The sequence below is a fragment of the Paenibacillus sp. FSL R5-0766 genome (genome assembly GCF_037971845.1).
Taxonomy (GTDB): domain Bacteria; phylum Bacillota; class Bacilli; order Paenibacillales; family Paenibacillaceae; genus Paenibacillus.
This window is the reverse complement of sequence record NZ_CP150227.1, coordinates 6671681-6687229: the sequence shown is the minus strand read 5'-3', so window position 1 is coordinate 6687229 and position 15549 is coordinate 6671681. Positions and strand designations below refer to the sequence as shown.

At 48.8% G+C, this 15549-nt stretch carries 10 protein-coding genes and 1 pseudogene; 9 read left to right on the top strand and 2 right to left on the bottom strand.

The window, feature by feature from the left end:
* The first annotated feature begins 132 nt into the window (after positions 1-132).
* From MKY66_RS28885 to MKY66_RS28855, 7 genes and pseudogenes are all read left to right on the top strand, one after another.
* Entirely contained in the window at positions 133-3210 is a 3078-nt protein-coding gene (locus tag MKY66_RS28885) for an ATP-binding protein (RefSeq protein ID WP_339806553.1), read from the top strand.
* Positions 3211-3272: 62 nt separating this feature from the next.
* Positions 3273-4469 carry a response regulator gene (locus tag MKY66_RS28880; protein WP_339806551.1) on the top strand — a complete coding sequence of 399 codons (1197 nt, stop codon included), beginning with the start codon at positions 3273-3275 and terminating at the stop codon, positions 4467-4469.
* 35 nt (positions 4470-4504) lie between these two features.
* The gene (locus MKY66_RS28875; RefSeq protein ID WP_076213975.1) at positions 4505-5851 is read left to right on the top strand and encodes a deoxyribodipyrimidine photo-lyase; all 1347 of its coding nucleotides are present in this window, start codon (positions 4505-4507) and stop codon (positions 5849-5851) included.
* A 280-nt stretch (positions 5852-6131) separates the two neighbouring features.
* Positions 6132-7304, top strand: coding sequence for an acyltransferase (locus tag MKY66_RS28870; protein WP_076213978.1), 1173 nt, complete (start codon positions 6132-6134; stop codon positions 7302-7304).
* Between the two features lie 2307 nt (positions 7305-9611).
* Positions 9612-10046, top strand: a pseudogene (locus MKY66_RS28865) (HNH endonuclease); the annotation flags it as partial.
* 296 nt (positions 10047-10342) lie between these two features.
* Positions 10343-10978 carry a TVP38/TMEM64 family protein gene (locus tag MKY66_RS28860; RefSeq protein ID WP_339806549.1) on the top strand — a complete coding sequence of 212 codons (636 nt, stop codon included), beginning with the start codon at positions 10343-10345 and terminating at the stop codon, positions 10976-10978.
* A gap of 63 nt (positions 10979-11041) precedes the next feature.
* Complete coding sequence (locus tag MKY66_RS28855; protein ID WP_076212215.1) at positions 11042-12121, top strand: DUF1835 domain-containing protein; 1080 nt, start codon at positions 11042-11044, stop codon at positions 12119-12121.
* 267 nt (positions 12122-12388) lie between these two features.
* Here MKY66_RS28855 and MKY66_RS28850 read toward each other — a convergent pair whose 3' ends face one another.
* Positions 12389-12907, bottom strand: a complete 519-nt coding sequence (locus tag MKY66_RS28850; protein ID WP_076212213.1) for a cupin domain-containing protein — start codon at positions 12905-12907, stop codon at positions 12389-12391.
* 152 nt (positions 12908-13059) lie between these two features.
* Here MKY66_RS28850 and MKY66_RS28845 point away from each other — a divergent pair, with 152 nt between their 5' ends.
* Entirely contained in the window at positions 13060-14061 is a 1002-nt protein-coding gene (locus MKY66_RS28845) for an NAD-dependent epimerase/dehydratase family protein (protein WP_179088537.1), read from the top strand.
* Positions 14062-14227: 166 nt separating this feature from the next.
* On the opposite strand, the gene MKY66_RS28840 is transcribed toward MKY66_RS28845, so the two are convergent.
* Positions 14228-14401, bottom strand: coding sequence for a CsbD family protein (locus tag MKY66_RS28840; RefSeq protein WP_076212211.1), 174 nt, complete (start codon positions 14399-14401; stop codon positions 14228-14230).
* A gap of 192 nt (positions 14402-14593) precedes the next feature.
* On the opposite strand from MKY66_RS28840, the gene MKY66_RS28835 reads away from it, so the two are divergent.
* The gene (locus tag MKY66_RS28835; RefSeq protein WP_076212209.1) at positions 14594-15526 is read left to right on the top strand and encodes a hypothetical protein; all 933 of its coding nucleotides are present in this window, start codon (positions 14594-14596) and stop codon (positions 15524-15526) included.
* The last annotated feature ends 23 nt before the right edge of the window (positions 15527-15549 follow it).

Sequence of the window (15549 nt, the reverse complement as noted above, 5' to 3'; positions counted from 1 at the left end):
CTATTATGATACGGAAACTATTTCCGTGAGCACCAGAAACGTGTAACATGAATTATAGTGATAAATCGACAGAATTAGACGTCTCTCGCCATTGTGGATGGAAGGAATACATAGATGAGAAAACACTGGATTATGCTGACCATAAGTTTCATATGCATTGTCATTGTTCCGCTGGGCTGGATCGCCCAGACGTTAATTAGTGAGCGGAGTAACCCCCAGGCTGCGGATGGAAGAATTGACCTGACCGAATGGGACTTTGATCGCAAGGGGGCAGCGTCTCTAAAGGGTGTCTGGGATTTCTACCCTGGGCAGTTGCTGAGTCCGGCAGATATTGAAGCAAGTGTATCCGGTCGCAAGCTTTTGCCGGCTTCGTCTGGCACTCAAGTTCCTGCCCGATGGAACAAATCTTTGGGGCAGGCGCATGGGTATGGAACCTATCATTTGCAAGTCCAGCTTACACCCCGGACGATGAAAAATGATTATGGTATACGCACACAGAATATACGCATGGCCCACCGGGTATTTATCGATGGTAAAGAGATTGGCGGCAAAGGTCTGCCAGGAAAGACCAAGGCGACAGATATACAATTAAATCTGCCCTTTACAGGATTCACGTCCATTGAGGGCAATACGGCTGATATTATCATTCAAGTATCGAACTATAGTTATTCTTCCGGGGGCATAGTAGCGCCCATTTTGTTTGGAGACGAGCATAGTATTCTGAAAAGTCAGCAACAAGATTGGCTCAGGGATCTGATGGCCTTATTCGGTTTTATCTTGCCAGCCGCCTTTTTTCTACTTCTGTTCAGATTACGACGTACGGAGAAGGAGCTTCGTTTTCTCGGATTATTCAGCCTTTCTGGTGCGGTGTACGCTCTGACACATGGGGAGAAGTTACTGGGTACGTTTGTACCGTTCCTGACCAATAATGAGATACTTCGGATTCAGCTCCTTAGTTCAGCCTTTGCCTATTACTTTTTGCTTCGATATATGGATGCCCGTGTGCCAGGAGCAGTTCATCAGTGGTTTGTTCGTCTGGCTGTAGTGCTAATCATTACTCAGACCATTGTGGGTATTACGCTTCCTCCGACGCTTTTCTCGTCTCTTGAGCTTCCCATGTTACTGATCTCGCTTGTTGTCATGTTGTATACGCTGCGAGCCATGTTCTATTGGTTGAAAGGCCGGCCGAATGACAGCCACTTTGCATTGGTGAGTATGATGAGCATACTCATGGTTGTTGTGTTGTATACGCTTGGTGCGTTCACTACCCTAGACACAGCGTTCTTTGCGCTGATTGAACTTTTATTATTTGTATTTGCCCAGATGATAGTGACCGCACTCCGCTTCGCACAATCATTCCGAGACGTGGAAGCCCTGTCAGAGCGTTTGCTGGCCATCGACAGCCTGAAGGACGAGTTCATGGCGAATACGTCTCATGAGCTGCGAACTCCCCTGCATGGCATCATTAATATTGCGCAATCCATGCTGGAAGGGGCGGCCGGAGCAGTCACGCCCAAGCAAGCCAAAAATCTCTCCATGATTACTTCAACCGGCAAACGCCTTTCACTGCTGGTTAACGATATTTTGGATTTTTCCAAATTAAAAAATAGTGAGATCGAGTTGAAACGGGTACCTGTTGATCTGGAATCCGTTGCTCGTACTGTGGTTGAAGTCTCGGGTTTCACGTTTGAGGACAAGCCGGTTATATTGATTCAGCAATGGCCCCAGTCTTTGCCACTTGTTGAGGCAGACGAAGATCGCCTAAGGCAAGTTCTGTATAACTTGCTGGGTAACGCCTATAAGTACACTGAGCAGGGTGAGATTCGATTGTACGCCAGTGCGGAGGGGGATTGGGTGAAGGTATCGGTCGCGGATACAGGGGTAGGCATTGCCTTGGACAAACAGGAGGATATCTTCCAGGCGTATGAGCAGAGTAACGGCACGATTGAGCGATTAAGTAATGGAACCGGACTGGGTCTGAGTATTACGCGAAAACTCGTTGAGCTTGGCGGTGGTGAGATCTGGGTTGAATCGGCGCCGGGGCAAGGTTCGACCTTTCATTTCACCCTGCCTGTTATGAAGCTGCCTATGTTGCAATCTCATTCGAAACCAGTTGCCGCCCGATATGTTGCTGCACAGGGGGCAGGGGCGAAGGAGCTTGTGACAAGAGAGTCAGATGAGCCGGATGATCTTCCCGAAGCGGAGCATACGATTCTGATTGTAGACGATGACCCTGTGAATCGACAGGTATTGCTCAACCTATTGTCGACAGAACGATATCGCGTGATTGCAGCGGACAGCGGGTCCACTGCATTAAAACTCCGTGAGGAGTTCCCGTCCATTGATCTTGTTATTACGGACTGGATGATGCCTAAGATGTCCGGGCTTGAGTTATGTCGCAAACTGCGCGAGCACAGTTCCTTGTCGGAGTTACCGATTCTGATGCTGACCGCCCGTGGGTTGCCTGAGGATATCAAACACGGATTCCAGGCGGGAGCCAATGACTTCCTGAGCAAACCGGTGGATGCCGGTGAATTGCGTGCCCGGGTTCGGACGTTAATTGAGATGCGGAGTTCTGTGCAGGAGGCTATTCGGACCGAAATGGCCTTTTTGCAGGCCCAGATCAAGCCACACTTTCTATATAATGCACTCAATGTCATTATCGCGACCTGTGCAGTGAATCCGGACAAAGCAACCGATCTGCTGATTGAATTGAGTCATTACCTGCGCGGAAGTTTTGACTTCCAGAACAGGGAGCAGCTTGTTCCTTTGACCAAAGAGCTGGAATTGGTGGAGTCTTATGTGCATCTGGAACAGGCGAGATTTGAGGAAAGGCTGGTGGTTGAGTATGAGGTGGAATCGGACGTGCATCTGTATCTGCCACCTCTCAGTATTCAGCCCCTTGTGGAGAATGCCATTCGCCACGGCGTGATGGAGCGGGCAGCCGGCGGGACTGTTCATCTTAGGATTTTCAAAGAGAGCGAGCATGTAGTCGTCCAGGTCCAGGATGATGGTGTAGGTATCCCTCCTGAGCGTATGGCTCAGGTCAAGTCTGGGCGCACCGAAGGTCCGGGAGGTGTCGGGCTGCAAAATATAAACCGTCGCCTGATGTCTCTCTATGGTCAGGGACTGGAGATTCATAGCCATGTGGGTAAAGGCACGCAGATCCGATTCCGTATCCCTGTGCAAAAGGTGGATTATTCCAATTAGTGTGCCGAGTGAAGCAATTATGGTTAACAGACTAGGGGGTGCCGATAAAATCGGTATTCCTATTGAATCTTTCATGGCAGGAGGCTGAAAGAACGGTGAGAGCCATTGTGATCGATGATGAGAAGCCAGCGCAGCTTCATCTGGAGCGACTACTACGAACGGACGGACGAATTACACCCGTGCAATGTTTTTCAACAGCTCGTGATGGTCTGCATTTTCTGGCAAAGGAACGTGTAGATGTTGTATTTTTGGACATTGGAATGCCCGAGATGAATGGCCTGGAAGCGGCTGAATATATACAGCAATTGGATCAGAGTATTCGTATTATCTTTGTTACGGCTTATGCGGACCATGCAGTGGAAGCATTTGAGTTGCATGCACTGGATTATGTACTGAAACCGGTAAGTTCCGCCCGATTGGCCAAAACCATTGATCGAGTAGCGGGCATAATGTCGCATAATTCCCAAGTTGCAGCCACCGCCGAGGTACAGGAATCGGAACCTGTATCTGTGGAGTTGGATACTGAAGTTCCGGGGCTGCTAACGTTCAAACATCTGGATATCTACAGAAGCTTGGATCAGGGAGCCAAGAAACATAAGTGGCGTACAACCAAATCACAGGAATTGTTTGCTTTTTTGTTTCATCACAGGGAAGAATGGGTAAGCAAGGAGATTCTGCTGGATAAGCTATGGGGTGATGTTTCCCAGGAAAAGGGATTAACCCATCTACATACTTCCGTGTACCAGATTCGAAAGCTGCTTAAGGAATGGAACATGACAGGCAAGCTTGAGTACAATATGAACCGCTATCGTCTGTTATCAGGCAATCTGGTAAGTGATGTGGATCAATTTGAAAAAGCCATGGTCTACAACGTCATCACATCAGACAATGTTGAAGACTTGAGACATATGATTCCGCTTTATCGTGGCGATTATCTGGAAGAGCATGATTATCATTGGGCACAGGCCAAAGCAAGGGAACTCAGACGCAAGTATACAGCGCTGGTTATGGATATCGCGAGATGGGATATGGAGCATGGTCGTGGCAAGGAAGCGATTGAGCAATTAACGATATTGCAGGAACGGGAGCCTTATTCGGAAGAGATCTGCCGACTCATGATGGAAGTGTATGCATCCATGGATGATCAGCAAGGCATACTTCGTTTATATCGTTCATTTACATTGACATTAAATGAGGATCTGGGATATCAGCCGGAGCCCGAAACAAGCAGGTTATATCAGAACCTGACGGATAAATAAACGTATGTAATGTAAGTTCAGACAGGAGGGTGAGCATGAAGCTATTCATACACCGCAAAGATTTGCGTACGGATGATTTGGCCGCATTCGATTATTTGCGGGAACACCAGGAAGAGAGTGTGCATGTTCTCATCTATGATTCATTCCTCCTGCGGCAAGGCCGAGAGAAGGAACACAGCGGTGTGAATTTCAGGCAGCACGCAGCGGAATTAGGCAGACAGTATCTTGAAGCCAAACGAAAACTGCATGTTGCTTATGGCAAACCGGCTGAAGTGGTTGATTTCATCCTGAACGAATTCGAAGGTGAGATTAACGAGATTGTGGTCCATCGGGACATGACGCCATATGCAATCGAGCGGGATAGGGCCATACGCAAAGTTAGTGAGGCGCACGAGGTTTCGTTCACACAACTGACGGATCATCTGCTGATGGATCTGAATGGATTTTCCAATTTTACAGGCAAGTCGGAGCCTTATAAAGTATTTGCGGCTTTTCATCGGCGGTGGGTGGAATTCATGAATGAACATCCCAACCCTCCTTCGGCAACAACGGTTGCAGCGTTGAAGGTGAGCGATCGTCAGATTGAATGGCCGGATGCAATGCAGGTACCTCCAGAGTTGCTGGAGGGCAGTCTTTCGAATGACGAAGACCCACATCTGCTGTTGGATCAATTTTTGTCGGATCGAATTGCTGAATATGGGGATCATCGGGATGAATATGAGGCGTACGAGCCAAGTCATCTCAGTTCTTACGTAGCTGTGGGGGCTGTATCCATTCGCAAAATGTATGATGCGGCGAGTCGCACGGCTGAGGCTGGGGAATGGATCAGGCAGTTGTGCTTCCGCGACTTCTATCTGTATCGAGCGGTCTATGAGAGTCACTATTTTACATATGAAAAGGTGTACGATCTCTCGGCTCTCCATGATGATCACTTTGAACGGTGGTGCAAGGCGGAGACAGGCATTCCGATTATTGATGCAGCGATGACGGAACTGAATGAAACCGGACATATGCCAAACCGGCTGCGGATTCTCACGGCGATGTTTCTCACCAAAAACCTGCAATGCCCATTCACCTTGGGCGAAGCTTATTTCAGGCGCAAGCTGCGTGACTATGATAACATTCAAAACCGTGGTAACTGGTTATGGTGTGCCTCGCTTGGGGAGAATGCGGCTCCGTATTTTCGCGTGAACAATCCAGTAACGCAATCCGAGAAGTATGATCCGCAAGGTGATTATATTCGCAAGTGGTTGCCTGAATTGAAGGATCTGCATAGCAAGGACATCCATCAGCCGCGCAAGGATGCCATTGTTGATCTGAAGGCATCGAGACAGGCAGCGATTGACGTGTATAAACAGATTCTGGCGAGTCGTGGGAAGTAGACTCAGTCAGGGCGTGATCATGCCCAAACCCAAATTTACCATTCTCATCCGGTTGATCCAATATTCATTTGGTTGAGAGCAGGATGTTCCACAGACCGCGTACTCGCGGTCTTTTTTACATATATAGACATGAAAATAGTGTGAAATGTGTTGAAAATTTAGGAATTGTTAAGAAAATGGACTATCCATCTTAAGCATTATGGCTTTTAATAGATAGAGAGCTTTATTGTATTAAGTCATATCTGACATATTGACGAACACATTAAGGAGAAACGTAAACATGAGTGAAACACTGAAAAGAGAGCGAATTCCAGAACTGAATCTGGTGCGTGCCATGGCAATTATCGGCGTACTGTGCGTGCATTCCACGTCCTATGCGACGGTGGACATGACGGGTTCAGGCTACTACTGGCTGTACAACTTTATTAATATCTTTATGAAATATGGTACGCCAACCTTTATTTTTATGAGCAGTTTTGTACTGTTCTATAACTATTACTCCCGTCCGCTGGATAAGAAACTCGTGAGTAACTTCTACAAGAAAAGATTTGTGTATATTTTGCTTCCATACTTCCTGTTTTCATTAATGTATTTTGTATTGCTGCATTTCACACATTATCAGGGCCGACCTTTCGGCGAATCGGCAGTAAGTTTTATCACGAAATTGTTTACGGGCAAGGCCTATACCCATCTGTACTTTGTGTTTATTAACATGCAATTTTATCTGTTATTCCCATTGGTGTTATGGTTGCTTAAGAAATATCCTTCTGTGGTGAAATGGTCTGTTCCGATTGGACTATTGATTCAATGGGCATTCATCGTAAGTAATAAATATGGATTCCAGGTACCCAACAAGGGAAGCTGGGCGTTCTCGTACTTCTCTTATTTCATGCTGGGTGCTTTTATCGGGGTGTATTTCCCTAAAATCAAGCAATGGTTTGTCATCAGTCGGGCCAATGCCACCAAAGGACGCGTAGCTTCATGGATTCTGCTCTGGGCGGTATGGATCATTGCCGGACTTGGCCATGTGTATATCTATTATCTGCTGCGTCTGAAGATCGCAACGTACAACACACTGTGGTATGAATTCTTCTGGAATGTGCATACCTTTGCTTGTGCGCTGGTACTTATCCAGGTCGCTTATCTGCTCTATCGCAAAGGACCATCACTGATCGTGAAGCCGCTAAACCGGCTTGGAGCCCTGTCGTTCGGGATCTACCTGATCCATCCCTTCTTCCTGCTGGTGTATCGTGAATTTCCACCGCAAACTGGTGTTTCCTGGTTAGTGCATCTGTGGTATGCCGGAGGATTCGGTGTAGCTCTGATCGCTTCGTGGATTGTCGTTGGATTGACGGCAAGGTTTGTTCCATATGCATGGGTCATCTTTGGCAATCTGCCAAAACCCAAACCACGTCTGGTCCCACAACAGAACTCAGGCCAACTGGACGTTTGATAAGATGTATTTCCAACACAGGAATAATAAACCGTTTCTTGGTCGACCTTAGGGGAGAGCGGGGAGCGGTTTTTTCGTCTATAGCGTGCCCAGCTAAGCACGCATCTTCTAGCCGGTGAAAATCCGGTCGCGGGAGAGGCCAAGCCCCGTGTAGCTAGGATACTTGCGTATGGAGAAATCTGTGCGTAAAAGCGTATCGACGAAAGTACCTGTCAGAGACAGGGCGAGCGACAGTCCAGGCCGTAACATCAAGTGAATCCTGCCGCGTCGTCAAAAAGGCCTTGCAAGAGGGAAAAGAGGAAGCCGAGTCTCGTGTAGATGGACGAAGGCCAGGGAAGCTGTTTTGAACTTGGAGCGACAGCGAAGAATCCTCCGGCGTAAGGGGAGCGGCATGGTCTGAAAGAGGATGCAGTGAACTGGGGAGACCCTCCCCTGCACGGATTTTTTTTTAGGAATCCGTAAAGTGGTACTCTATAAGCCAGAAGGTGAAGTGAGTGACCAGCAGGAAGGGAGTCCGAGGGGCTCATACTACCTGGGAACGCAGGACAACACAACCTGCGGGAGGGAAGGAGCCCTACTTTGTTCACGTTTCACCAAGAGGTACGAGTTCGTGAATGCCAAAATGGCTAACGACACGCTAGAAAACACTCAACAACTCTTATAGGGGAAACTAAGTCATGAGGCCAAAGCAAATATGCTGCATGCCCATGAAAGATGAACATCGGAAAGCCGTATGAGGGAAAACCTCACGTACGGTTTGATGAGGAGGGGCTGGGTTTTGCCCAGCCTTTTACTCTAGTAGATATGCTAGATGTGGGGAACGAGTGTTTCTTTTTCATGTATAAGGGGTAATCATAAGGCGGAACGATAATACATTATGGATAACAGGATTAAGGTGAATATAATGACAACATGCGAAAAATGCGGGAGACCGATGCAGGATATATTGGAATATGTGGAACACATTCTTCACGAATGCAGTGAACAGACACAGGAGTACAACTCGAAAGATTATCAGGCCTATGGCCATGAGGGTGTTCACGAGCAGATGTGATACAATAGAAAGAAACCGGATTCATACGGAACCGAGGTGACAACATGGAGACGGGTCCAGCCCCTTTCCGGCAAGGAAAGACGGAACAAGAAGCGCGACTGAGCAAAACGTGTATGTATTGCGGACAACAGCGGCCGATGTCCGAATTCCGGCGCAGAACCGGAAAGCGGGCAGGTCCCGGAGCCAGGCGTGGAGCCTGCCGCAGCTGTCGCCAGCTTGATGGACAGGCTGACCACGAGTCAGGTTCAAGCGTGAGCGGACGAACGAATGAACGGATCGAGCGTCAACGGGATGGCTTGGAGACACGTGCTGTTACTGCCAGACCCTCTGCATCTGCGAAAAATGAGGCAGGTCGTACCTCCCACGGTATGGAGCAGGGATCTGCTACGGTGTCTGAGTCTGACAGAATTCTGGTGTCTCAACCGTCAGCAGGCTCGTCATCTTCGAATGACGATGAACGTGCTGACTTGGTGACTTCCTCCCCCTCTTCTTCGGGTATTCGGAAGAAGAGGAGAAGACGGAGAAAGAGCAAGCGATCAGAGGGCATGACGGGCAATGAGCTGAGAGAGACGAGTCTGGAGCAGGATGCTTTGGCAGGTGAGGTAGGAGATGAGCCACAGCCAGGCGAGCACTGGCGTGGGGAAGAAGGGCATTCGCAGGGGCATGCTGCTGCGAATGAGAAGGGCAGTGCACAGCGGGCTGGCGCGCGAGCAGCCGCTGCAGTGCAGGCCGCCGAGCAAGCTGCGGCGGCCCACCAGGCTCTACTGCCAGCTGCGCCGCAAGGCCCGGCAGCAGAGCCCATGGCTGCGGATCAACCGACCGCAGCCAAACACAAGCGCAAGCGGCGCCGCAAGCGTGCTGCCGCGCTCGCGCCCGGCGCAGGGCAGGCCCGCAGCGTAGCTGCTGAGGCCCATGCGCCGGCACTGAGCGACCGTGGCGATGCCACCACGGTCGCTGCACCTACGGCGGCGGAGGCACAGCCTGCCGCCACCGGGCGCGAGCCCGGGCAAGCGCCGGGGGCTGCTGCGGAGGCAGGGCCTCCTGCGCCCGTGCGCCAGCCTGGCTCGCCAGGGTCCAAGCCGCGCCAGGCGCGCAAGGAGCGTGCGCCCAAGGCGAACGGCGAAGACGCTGCCCGCGGTGTATCTGGGCAGCGACCCGCGCATGCCAGCCGAAGCCACGGGGCTGGCACGGATGGCCGTCCCCGCCGCCAGACGCCGTCGGCCCCGGTAGCCATCGACCCGGAAGATCCGGCTTCGCTCCGGACCAACCGGCAAGGCATGGTACGGATGAGAGGCAAGACGGACAAAGGCAGACGCTGGCATCAGGAAGTGGACATGGAGCTTGCGGTCACGCTGGTGAAGGAAAAAGCCGCTGTGGTGGTCAATCGGTACACGATTCGCCGATTGTTCAGCAACAAGGATTTCAAACGGTATATTCTGACCCGGGATCACTACACCTGTTACTTCTGTGGATCGTACGGAGATACGATTGACCATCTGCTGCCGCGTGCCAAAGGTGGACATACCACTCCGCTCAACTGTGTCTGCGCCTGTAATCTGTGCAACCAGTCCAAAGCAGCGATGGATGCCGAAGAGTTCATGCGTTCCGGTATTCCCGAATGGAATGCTGCCCATCAGGCAGAGTTGATTGAACTGGCCATGCAGGAAGCGCAGCTGGAAGAAGGATAAATACCCCCGAAGATGGAATCGGGGTTTTGATATAAAGAGCACACCAAGACCACAGAGGTCGAGGTGTGCTTTTTTGATTTAATTTTGATTGGGGTGGGAAGTAAGTAAGTTTGCCGTGCAATAATTTCTTCAAATTGACATCGGTGTTCATCGAAGATGTACGTTATACTGGGAGGGAGTTGCTAAAGAAGCCTCATCATCCATAAGAATGATGAAATGTATAGTGAACATCAAGCCTGAGAACTTAGAATGTATAGATTGGATGGATGCAGATGACCCCGGCAGCATTGGACATTATGTCATATATTACGGAAGAAAATATTCGTTTCTGGCTGGAGAAGTTTCGCTCCCTGGGCCCGTTGCCGGGAATTTTGCTTACGTTTATGAAATCATTTGTACCGCCACTTCCGACGCTATTAATCGTAGGTGTGAACGGTGCAGTATATGGTCTGTGGGCAGGATTTATATATTCATGGATTGGCATGGTGCTCGGTTGTACCGTTACGTTCCTGATCGTACGGGAGATTGGGAAATCCGCTTTTGTGGAACGATGGGCACGCAAACCTCGTGTGCAACGCAGCATGGTATGGATTCGAAGGAATGCATTCAGTTATGTTTTTCTGCTGAGTATCTTCCCGGTAGGTCCGTTTGTCATTATTAATGTGGCGGCAGGTATCGCGCGAATGCGATTGTTATCCTTCCTGCTTGCGGTGGGTTGTGGCAAAGCGATAATGATCTTCTCAGTTACGTATATCGGTTCCAATGTGGAACAATTTCTGGAGCACCCTGTACGCTGGGTAGGCGTAGTGCTGTTTATTGCGGTATCCCTGTGGGCAAGCCGCAAACTGGAGCGACACTTTACCCGGTCATCGTCAGATGGAGAAGATCTGCATGATCTGAATCAACCAACTGGAAAATCGATTTCCTCTTAAAAGAATTATCAGTGAGCAGATATAGGATGTCAGTAATCTCATTAGCTCGAAGGAGGACCCAGCATGAATGATAATATCTATGTATTCAGCCGAACGATAAATCGTATGAGTGAAGATGAACTTCGTTCAATACTGCGTGTGCTCTATATGAAGTCAGGACATGTGGTCAAGCGGCAGGAAGAGCAAGGCGAAAAGGTGGATTTTGCGGAAGCGGTACAGTCACTGTTTCGGAATATGGATACCCCTTTTGATCTGGGTCGTCTGGAACAACAAGCTCTCGCCGAGGTCGACAAGCCAAATGAAATTCATATTACGTTTGGAGAATCACCTCTAAGTAGTCTGAAAATGGGAATGAGTACATTGCCTGATCAGGAAAAGCGGAGTTTTTTCTCTATAGATGATAATTATGCGGTAGGTCCGTTGGGTGATCTGACCCGGCGTGCAGACTTGCAACGCAGGCATCTCTGGCTGACCGAACGAATGTGTCTCAATGACCGTGAGGCATATGGCATGCATGAACTGGAATCATTATTTGAGCTCAACGCCACAATACAGTCCTTTGATTCCAAGACGTCGATCATTATCTGGTATGCGAATAATGCACGGGAGAAGACGGGACTGCTCTACGCCCTGTATCTATTGCGGAACAGCGAGAGCCCCATATATCTTATCGAGACGAGTGACTTATATAAGCAATTATTTGATAGACCTGACGTTCAATACGATGTGCTCCACACAGGCGAGATTCTTCCGCAAAAGCTTCTGGCGATGTGGCACGTTTGCTCTGAGCAAGAGCCACTGTCCAAGCAAGAGCGCCGCCAACTGGAGCAGGATTGGCTGGAACTTTCGGTACAGCCTGGGCTATTACGTATGATGGAGAATGGCGTGATTCGGAGCTTAACTGAAGATGCGTTGGACGAGTACATTATGCAGAAGGTGAGGGAGCTGACACCGAACTGGGAGCTAGGCAAGTATATCCGAGCAGCTCGTATTGTGGGTGAAGTGATTGGTACAAGTAGCCAGCATATAAGTGATGCGTTCGTGGAGTACCGTCTACGGCAACTGGTGCTGCAAGGCCAACTTGAAATGGATGGAAAGCCACTTGCAATGAGGTATTACAGTATTCGGCTTACCGAGCGCTGAGGCTGAAACGCACAGATAGAAAAACAAGCGACGAGATCGCAAAGTTTGGAATAAGACGGAAGATTTGAGCAGTTCCTTGCACAGACAGGAATATGATCACGAAGTGTCTCCGTTACCAGCTGTTCAGATTTAACACTTAAATAGACTGTTCCACCGGTGAGTAACTTCTACTTGTCCGGGGAACAGTCTATTTTTTCTCGGTAAGTACCGAACCAGCTTCGCTAGTGGATTGTCCAATAACATGCTTCTTGATTATCTCCATATCTATTATGATTTCTTCCCATTCCAGATTTCTAGTAACGGTCCGTGCTGCCCATAGACCGGATCGGTATCCGGGATCGGAACCTCTCGGATTTCCTGAAGAGCCTTGGCATGATCGTCTTCCTCACCTGTGCGTGTGTTGTAACTCATGCCGCCCGGATAAGCTCCGGCAATACGAAAATCAGTGCTGGACTCCAGACGTTTATGCCCTGTTCCAGCAGGAAGAACGACAACGTCGCCTGTTTGAAGGTAAACTTTCTGACCGTTTTCTCCGCCTAAAATCAGTTTCACGAATCCACTCACCACAGCAAGAGCCTCATGAGCATTACTATGATAATGATGATAATTGAACACACCATTCAACCAGCTATTTCCCCATCCGTTACGGTTCAGCAACGATTCTGCGTGAAGGGCCTCTTCAGCCCATACGTTTTTATACAAAAGCACAGGCAGGGTCGGATGATTGGGAATTACACCGTCATCCGGAAGGAATAACGTCTCTATGTCCTTTTTCCGTTCATTCATCTCACATCACCTCACTATAAATTACCCGATAACCTCAAGGACGAACAAAAAACAATTGTAAAATGATACAAAATGTATCATTTTAAGGTTATACTCAGTACATAAACTCTCTTCAATGCACTCGTTGTATAAATCGCAAGGGGGAATCGTGTGTGAACATTGTGATTACAGGGGCTTCTGGATTTGTGGGATTTAATCTTTCACAGTATTTGGCGCAAAAAGGGCATCGAATTACCCTTCTGGATCGGGATGATTACTGTCAGAGGCTGGTTCATATCTCTCCTCTGCACGAGATGCCGTTCATCTGTTGTGACCTTGCAGCGGACCGGATTCATCTACCTCCAGGAACAGATTACATAATTCATCTGGCGGCCATGCCACACGTGGATTATTCGTATCATCAGCCAGGGGAAGTTTTCCGCAATAATACACTTAGCACACAGTCTGTCCTGCAATATGCTACGGAACATCACATTCCAGTCTTGCTGGCTTCATCCGTTGAAGTGTATGGCGGCGATTGGGGCAGAGTCTATCACGAATCAGATCCGTATGCACCCGTCTCTCCTTATTCCGCGTCCAAAGTCGCGTGTGAAATGCTGGCTCACTCCTATGCTCAATGTTACCAGCTTCCAGTCAAACTCTTTCGTTTGACCAACCTCTATGGTCCATGGCAGTTGCCAGACCGTATTATTCCCCGAAATTTTGGTCGGATGTTGGACGGACTGCCTCTGGATATTCAGGGATCGGCAGTGCGTGATTTCTTGTATGTAGATGATGCCCTCCGGGCCATTGAACAGATCATGCTGAAAGGCAAAGACGGACAGGTCTACAACATATCAACAGGGCTTGGAACAACCATGCAGGAAATAGGGGAGATACTGAAACCAATGGATCGATCCGTAGCTACTGTAGAGATCCGGGAGCAAGAACCAACCCAGTCCAGAGGGTCGAGTCTGGTCGTACATTCAGGCAGATTGCGAGCGGAATTGGGATGGTTACCGCAAACCACGTTGGAAAAGGGATTGGAAAAAACCTTCCGTTGGTATCGGGAACATCCCGAATGGGTCAGACAGTTCAGCCGTGAATACCATACAACAAGGGAAACGCGCAGTTTCATTATCGATATGGCAAGATACGCAGTTCCAGCAGTATAAAAAGCGCAAAAAAAGCCAGGGAAGGGTGTATTGAGTAACACCTTCCTTGGCTTTTTTGCGCCTCCGTCTCACATTCGGATAACTTCCGAACACGGACGGTCAGGCTATTTTAAAACGATCTATTGCACGAAATCTTCGTGCTTTCTGAGGTTTGCATCAAAAGGATCTAGTGATCTCTTTTAATGTCGGCAATTTTATCCTGTACAGCACCTTTGGCTTTGTCTTTTTTACCCTCAGCCTGAAGGGATCTGTTGTTGGTTGCATTACCGATCTGATCCTTCACTTCGCCTTTGGCTTTGTTTACGCCTGCTTTGATTTTATCGCCAGTTGAATTACTCATATCGAACATCTCCTTCGTTTCTGGTGTAGTCCTTATTAACCGGGATGTCCGCATTCTAAACGTTCACTATTTCATGGCGGTCAGAAATTACTTCTGGATATTCTGTCACAAATGATCTGTACGAAGAGTCAGTATAAGTATAGGCATTGCATAATTGCGTGCTTCATTAAAGGAATGAGAGGATGTTATGATATGAGCAATTATATTGGAAATGGTGCGTATTGTTACGCCAATTCAGCTTCAATGCTGCTGTCGTCCATTGGAGAAAAGATAGATCCCGGTCTGCTTGAAACCATCGGTGGCTTTTCACTAGGGGCCTTTCGAACGCAGGAAGATATGCTTTTTTTTGATAACTGTACCTCCAGTCCTGATCTGGCCATCAGCAAGGCGATGAGCATTCTGGGATTTAGTGTGCGCGAAAGTGTGCAAGCACGGGGTACAGAGATGCCTGTAGATGAGCTAAGAGAGGCTTTGAAGCAGGGCCCTGTGATGATGGGGCCGCTGGATATGGGCAAACTCGTCTACAATCCCAACTCTCCCAACCTGGGTGGTTGCGATCATTATATAGTGGCGCTCAATATGAGTGGCGATGAAATATGGCTGCATGACCCGGCTGGATTTCCGAATGTCTTCCTGACACTGGATAAACTTGAGGAAGCATGGAAGTCTGAATTCCCATGGAGTAGCGGTGTGTATCGACGATGGTGGGGTCCTGAACGCATTGAAAATCCTGATGGGGAGGAGATTAACCACCGGGCTTTCACTTGGTTCAAATCAACCCTTACAGAACAGACCCATGATATTGCTGCACAGGAAAGACGAACCGGAGCTTCAGCCATTCTGCATAAGGCGGAACAGGTTCGTACTGGAGCAATCGATGATAATGAGTGGGCTCATTATGTGTATTTTGCTCTGCCAGTAGGCGCACGTCGTGCCCATGATTATGGTTTGTTTTTTAACACAATCCATCCTGACCTTTCTGCTTTGAAATATGCACAATCCCGCCAATTCGGGGAATGCCAATCCCGTCTTGTCTCTCGGAACTGGGAGGCTGCTGCGACAATCATGGTGGCAATCGCGGAGACGGAAGCCATGATCGAAGCTTCTATTTTGAAGATGGAGTAATGAAAGTGTAGACGTTATAAGAA

Bases quoted from the DNA above. Each gene is read 5' to 3' on its own strand.
- MKY66_RS28885 (WP_339806553.1), top strand. From the start codon at position 133: ATGCTGACCATAAGTTTCATATGCATTGTCATTGTTCCGCTGGGCTGG.
- MKY66_RS28875 (WP_076213975.1), top strand. From the start codon at position 4,505: ATGAAGCTATTCATACACCGCAAAGATTTGCGTACGGATGATTTGGCC.
- MKY66_RS28870 (WP_076213978.1), top strand. From the start codon at position 6,132: ATGAGTGAAACACTGAAAAGAGAGCGAATTCCAGAACTGAATCTGGTG.
- MKY66_RS28860 (WP_339806549.1), top strand. From the start codon at position 10,343: ATGTCATATATTACGGAAGAAAATATTCGTTTCTGGCTGGAGAAGTTT.
- MKY66_RS28855 (WP_076212215.1), top strand. From the start codon at position 11,042: ATGAATGATAATATCTATGTATTCAGCCGAACGATAAATCGTATGAGT.
- MKY66_RS28850 (WP_076212213.1), bottom strand. From the start codon at position 12,907: ATGAATGAACGGAAAAAGGACATAGAGACGTTATTCCTTCCGGATGAC.
- MKY66_RS28840 (WP_076212211.1), bottom strand. From the start codon at position 14,401: ATGAGTAATTCAACTGGCGATAAAATCAAAGCAGGCGTAAACAAAGCC.
- MKY66_RS28835 (WP_076212209.1), top strand. From the start codon at position 14,594: ATGAGCAATTATATTGGAAATGGTGCGTATTGTTACGCCAATTCAGCT.